This window comes from Variovorax sp. Varisp85 (genome assembly GCF_047304045.1).
GTDB lineage: Bacteria > Pseudomonadota > Gammaproteobacteria > Burkholderiales > Burkholderiaceae_C > Variovorax.
In genome coordinates, this window is sequence record NZ_JBGLYN010000122.1 from 1 (window position 1) to 5,878 (window position 5,878).

Consider the following 5,878-nt stretch of genomic DNA (forward strand, 5'->3'; position numbering starts at 1 on the left):
AGGGTCGCCTTTCTTTTGCCTACGTTTCTTTGGCGAAGCAAAGAAAAGTAGGTCGCCCGCCGGGGCGAGACCCGGCCTCGGGAAGCAAACCAAAAGCACAGTTCAAACAGGAGCCAGTCAATGACCGACTCCAACGACGACCGCACCCGAGTGGTCCCCAACAAGCCTGCGCAGCCGACAACAACCGGCGACACATCAGCCACTGTCATCACAGCCGGTGCAGCCACGAACATTCCCGTCACCAGCCCTGCCACGGGCAGCACCGAAGCCGGCCTCCTCCCCGTAGGCAGCCGCCTCGCGGAATTCGAAGTCACCAGAGTCATAGGCCAGGGCGGCTTCGGCGTCGTCTACGAGGCCTGGGACCACACCCTCGAACGCGTGGTGGCCATCAAGGAATACCTGCCAACGTCGCTATCGACAAGACAGCAGGACGGCACAGTGGTCCCCCTGTCGGAACGACACCGCGAAACCTTCGACCTCGGCATGCGCAGCTTCATCAACGAAGCGCGATTGCTGGCCCAGTTCGACCATCCGTCGCTGCTCAAGGTCTACCGCTTCTGGCAGGAGAAGGGCACCACCTACATGGTCATGCCCTTCTACCGGGGCGACACGCTGAGAGAGGCCCTGGTGGCCATCCCCGCCGGTGTCGACGAGGCATGGCTGATCCGCATCATGGACGGCGTGACGCAGGCGCTCGCGGTGATGCACAACGCCAACTGCTACCACCGCGACATCGCCCCCGACAACATCATCCTGCTCGAAGGCTCCGGGCGTCCGGTGGTGCTCGACTTCGGCGCCGCGCGCCGCGTGATCACCGACAAGACGCAGGCGATCACCGTCATCCTCAAGCCCGGCTATGCGCCCATCGAGCAGTACGCCGAGATGCCCGACATGTCGCAGGGCGCGTGGACCGACGTCTACGCACTCGCAGCCGTGATGCACGTGGCCGTATGCGGCCGCGCGCCGCCGCCGTCGGTGGCGCGGCTGCTGTCCGACAGCTACGTGCCGCTCGCGGGCAACGAGATCCTGCGCCAGCGCTACAGCACGCGGCTGCTCGAAGCCATCGATGCGGGCCTGGGCGTGCGGCCCGAGCAGCGGCCGCAGTCGATGGCCGAGCTGCGCGCGGCGCTCGATCTCGAGGTGGGGCACAGCATCGCGCCGACGCCACGCACGCAGCCGCCATCGGGAGCGCGGGCCACCACGAATGCCGATGCGGCGACGGTCATCGCCAGCGGCAGCAAGACCGGCAGCGGCAAGGCGCCTGCACCCGCCCCCGCCAGCGGCGGAAAGGGCAGCAGCAAGACGGTCGCCGCACTCGCATCGGTCGCCGTCCTCGCGGCCGCGGCAGGTGGCGCCTGGTGGTGGTTCCAGGGCCGCGCAGGCGGTGAAGCGGGCAGCGGCGCCGGCAAGCAGACCGTCGCCGCCACGCCGGCCCCGCCGCCCGACACCAAGGTTGCAGAGGCACCACCTCCTGCGCCTCCACCGCCGCCGCCGCCTCCGGCCCCGCGCACCCCTGCCGAGTCGCTGCAATCGCTTGCGGCCGGTGCAGCCCCGGGCTTCGACGTGACGGCCACACCGAAGAAGGCCGAGGTCGCCATCGGCAAGGACCGCCTCGCTTTCGAGGTGCGCAGCAAGCGCGAGGGCTTCGTCTACGTTTTCCTTCTGTCCAGCGGCGGCGAGATGTTCCTGCTGTTCCCGAACCTGCTCGACAAGTACAACAAGATCACCGCCGGCGGCTCGCTCTCGCTGCCGCGCGCCTCGTGGCCGATGGACGCGGGCGGCCCGGCCGGCACCGACCAGTTCGCGGTGCTCGTGAGCGAGCGCGAGCGCGATTTCAGCGCCGCCGGCGTGCAGAACGACGGCGTGTTCCCGGTGTTCCCTCTGCCGGTGCTGGCCGCGCTCGAAGCCACGCGCGGTACCGGTCCGACGCCGCTGCTGGGCAAGCCCGTGTGCGCGCCCAACACCCCGTGCAACGACGTCTATGGCGTTGCGAATTTCAAAATCGTCGAGAAGTAATCGTCTGTAGGGCGTTGGCCCCTCGGGCCGCCACTTGCTGGACAAGGAGACTTTCATGACCGCTTCACAACCGCAACAGCAGCCCGAACAGCGCCTCGCCTGCGCGCTCCGATGGGCCGTTGCCGCCGCCATCGCGTCGCTGGCGGGCTGCGCCGCACCACCGCCGGCCGCCACGGGTACCGGCGCGGCCACGACCGACGCCGCGGGCAGCACGACCGCCTCGCGCCCGCCACCCGATGGCAGCAGCGTGGCCGGGCAGGCGCGCACTTTCTCTACGCAGCTCGCCACCTACACCTCGGTCGGTTTCGACTCGGTGCCGGGCTGGGCGCGCGACGATTTCTCCGAAAGCTGGCCCGCCTTCCTCGGCAGCTGCAAGGTGCTGACCGGGCGCGGCGCCGAGTGGAAAGAGGTGTGCGCCCGCGCGCTGAAGGTCGACGGCAAGAGCAACAACGCCATCCGGGGCTTCTTCGAGGGCGAGTTCTCGGCCTACCAGATCCGCGACGACGACCGCAGGCCCGACGGCGTGGTCACCGGTTACTTCGAGCCCGAGATCGCGGGCGCCCGCCAGTACGGCGCACCCTTCATCTACCCCGTCTACGGCCAGCCCGAGGACATGCTGTTCGCCGACGCGCGCAAGCTGCCCCCCGGCAGCGGCACGGTGGCGGCGCGGGTCGAGGGTCGCAACGTGGTGGTGCAGACCGGCCTCAGCACGCGCGACATGGGTGCACCGGGCCTCTATGCGCTCGACCTCTCGGCCATTTCGCGCGACACGCTCGACCGCAAGGTGCGCCTGCGGGTCGAGGGCAAGCAGCTGCTGCCGTACTACACGCGCGAAGAGATCGAGACCAAGGGCGCGCCCAACGCCAAGGTGCTGGCCTTCGTGAGCAGCGCCACCGCGCTGTACGAAATGCAGATCCAGGGCTCGGGCCGCATCAGGATGGCCAACGGCGACATCGTGCGCGTCGCCTACGCCGAGCAGAACGGCCAACCCTTCCGTCCGACGCTGGCGCAGGCCGCCAACGGCAAGCCGCGCAGCCCGGTGAAGGTGCGCGGCTCGTCCATCGAGCTGCAGTTGGACGACGGCGACGAGGACGACACCGGTGCCGTCGACAGCGGCACCATCCGCACGCGCGGCTTCACGCTCGTGCGGCCGGTGGCCAGCGGCCCGGTCGTCGTGCCGGGGCGGCGCGCGGCTGGCGCGGTGAGCGGCTCGGGCATCAAGGACCCGAGCTACGTGTTCTTCAAGGAATCGATCTCGCCGGTGGGCGGGCCGGTGGGCGCCTTCGGCGTGCCGCTGTCGGCGGGGCGTTCGATTGCGGTCGATCCGCGAAGCACGCCGCTGGGCTATCCGGTGTTCGTGTCGACGCGCACGCCCGGCAGCGGCGCGCCGATGCAGCGCCTGACCATCGCGCAGGACACCGGCGGCGCCATCCGCGGCGCGGTGCGGGCCGACTATTTCTTCGGCAACGGCCAGCAGGCCGCGACCAACGCGCGCCGCATGAAGGAGCGCGGGCAGCTGTGGATATTGCTGCCGCGCGGCCTCGCCGTGGCGCAGGCCGCGGTGTCGTCGGCTATCCGCACGCGCGGCGGGCCGGTGGGGGCGAACCTGCCGCAGTGCCTGGTGCCCTCGGAAGGCAGCTGCGTCGACGATTGAAGGATTGAAGGATTGAAGGATTGAAGGATGCAAGCCCACGGGCCAATGGTCATCCCGCTGGCGGGCGAAGCGAGGCCCGTTCGGGGAACACCGCGGAACCGGCTTCGCCGGGCCGCCGGTGTTGCCCCCTGCAAGGGGGTGGGCGAAGCGACACGAAGTGCGCGCAGCCTGGGGGTGAGCCGATGATCGAGACGTTGTCGTCCGCGGAGAGCAGCGAACTCGTCCGCCTCTGGCGGCGCAGGCAGACGCTGTCCCCCGGCGAGATGGGCGCCATGTACCGCATCGTCGGCGAGGCGCTGGTGGCCTGCAATCCGCCCGAGCTGCAGGTGCTGGGCGAGGGCCGGCAGGAGCTGGTGGCGCAGTTCATCTACGTGAAAGTGCTGCGGCTCGATGCCGACCCCGACGAGGCCGACGAGCGCGCGGGCCACAGCGCGCCGTCCACCGCCTTCGCGCTGTGCGCCTACTTCCGCCGCTACCTCATCGACTGCACGCGCGCCAGCTCGTTTCGCCGCAAGCTCTCCATCGGCGACCAGATCACCGAGGCGCAGCTCGAGGACGAGATCGGTGCCGGCGAAGACCTCGACGGTTGCCTGGCCGAACACGGCCTGAGCGCGCAGGCCGTGCAGCTTGCCGCGCGCGCCTTCATCGCCGAGCTGCCCGAGCCCGAGCGCCTGCTGCTGTGCGAGGGCTTCGGCAAGGAGGCCGAGGGCGGGCTGTCGGGCATCGCCTCGCGCCATGCCATTGCGTCGTACCACTACCGTGCGGGGCGGCTGGGCCTCGTGCACAAGCGCGAGGGGCTGACCGCGGACTACGCCAAGACCCGGCTCGGCGGCTGGCTCCAGCAGACGCTGGGCATCGCCATCGAGCCCGACAACATGGTCGTGATCCTGCAGGTTTTCAAAATCCTCGGTGCTGAAGCGTCTTATGCCTGAAGACATAGCCATTCAGGAACAGATGCCATGACCCCCGACCTCTGGCCCCCGCTCAGCGTGATCCGCCACGCGTTCGAAACGGGCGCGGCCGTGCCCGACGACGCGTCGCCGCCCGGCATGGCCACCGTGGCCATGCCGGGCTCGTCCCCCGGAACGGGCGCCGAACCCGTTGCTGCAGCCGCTGCATCCGACCTGCTGCTGCCCCTCACCGATCTGGCCCGGCGCCGCGAGGCTGTCGCCCAGCGTGCCTTCCCGGCGCGCTGGGCGCCGGGCCGCCTCGTCAGTGTGGTGCACGAGGGGCGGCTGCTCGGCGTGCTGCTCGACCGCCGCATCCACGGCGAACTCTGGCAAGGCTGGATGGCCGCTGGCGAGGCCGACTGGGCATCTGCCTTCGACGTGCTGCTGGAGCCCGAGGACGAGCCCTTCGAGCCGATGTTCGGCGTGATCCAGGCCTGGAACGTGCTCACGCTCGAGCCGAGCCCGCAGCTGTGCGCGCGCGTGCAGGGCGAGGTGTCGGCCACGCGTCTCGCCGCTATCCGCGCGGTGCACGACGAGTGGGCCGCGCACGCCTCGCTGGCCATTGCGCCCGAACCGGGGCGCATCGCGCTGCGCAGCGTGGGCGGGGTGTTCTCGGTGCTGTCGGGCACGCCGCTCGGTCCGCAGGACCCGCGTGCCGACTACCAGGTGCTGTACCGCGACGCGGGCCTGCGGCTTGGGGCGGCGCTGGCGCGGCCGCAGGGCGATGCATCGGCTTCCTCGCCTTCTTCTTCATCTTCGCGTGCGCAGCCGCAGTCCCGGCCGGAAGACGGCTGGTGGGGCAGCATCCGCCGCTGGTTCGGCGCGGAAGGCTGGGCGCGCCCGGCCTTCGCGGTGCTGGCGCTGTTCGTGGTGATCCAGAACATCGGGGTGCTGGGCGGCCGCGATGCGTCCGAGGAAGACGAGGTGCGATTCCGCGCCGTGCCTGCCGCACCTGCGCCGACGCGGGCCGACCTCGTGGTGCGTTGGAAATCCGGCATACGCATGGACGAGGTCGACCGGCTGCTGCAGTCGATCTCGGCCGATGTGGTGGGCGGGCCGGGCGGCGAGGGCGCGTGGCACCTCCGGGTGCCGGAGCCCGTCGATGCGCTGGCGGTGCTCGCGGCTTCGCCGCTGGTCGAGTCGGCCGGGCCGGCCACGGGGCAGCGGCCATGAGTCGCATCGTGCATTTCTCTTTCTCCCTCCCCCACTGGGGGAGGGCCGGGGTGGGGGCAGGCGGCGTATCCGATGGGCGCTCTGC

The 5,878-nt window shown here is 70.5% G+C and carries 4 protein-coding genes; all 4 read left to right on the forward strand.

All coding sequences use genetic code 11. The annotated features are described in order from the left end of the window. Positions 1-120 precede the first annotated feature (120 nt). The 4 genes from ACCC97_RS28405 to ACCC97_RS28420 all read left to right on the forward strand — a co-directional run bounded on the left by ACCC97_RS28405 (position 121) and on the right by ACCC97_RS28420 (position 5,793). Positions 121-2,016, forward strand: coding sequence for a protein kinase domain-containing protein (locus ACCC97_RS28405; protein ID WP_413336298.1), 1,896 nt, complete (start codon positions 121-123; stop codon positions 2,014-2,016). Positions 2,017-2,071: 55 nt separating this feature from the next. Continuing rightward, positions 2,072-3,670, forward strand: a complete 1,599-nt coding sequence (locus ACCC97_RS28410) for a murein transglycosylase A (RefSeq protein WP_007833340.1) — start codon at positions 2,072-2,074, stop codon at positions 3,668-3,670. A gap of 182 nt (positions 3,671-3,852) precedes the next feature. After that, complete coding sequence (locus ACCC97_RS28415; protein ID WP_413336301.1) at positions 3,853-4,602, forward strand: hypothetical protein; 750 nt, start codon at positions 3,853-3,855, stop codon at positions 4,600-4,602. 27 nt (positions 4,603-4,629) lie between these two features. Beyond that, positions 4,630-5,793, forward strand: coding sequence for a hypothetical protein (locus ACCC97_RS28420; protein ID WP_413336303.1), 1,164 nt, complete (start codon positions 4,630-4,632; stop codon positions 5,791-5,793). The last annotated feature ends 85 nt before the right edge of the window (positions 5,794-5,878 follow it).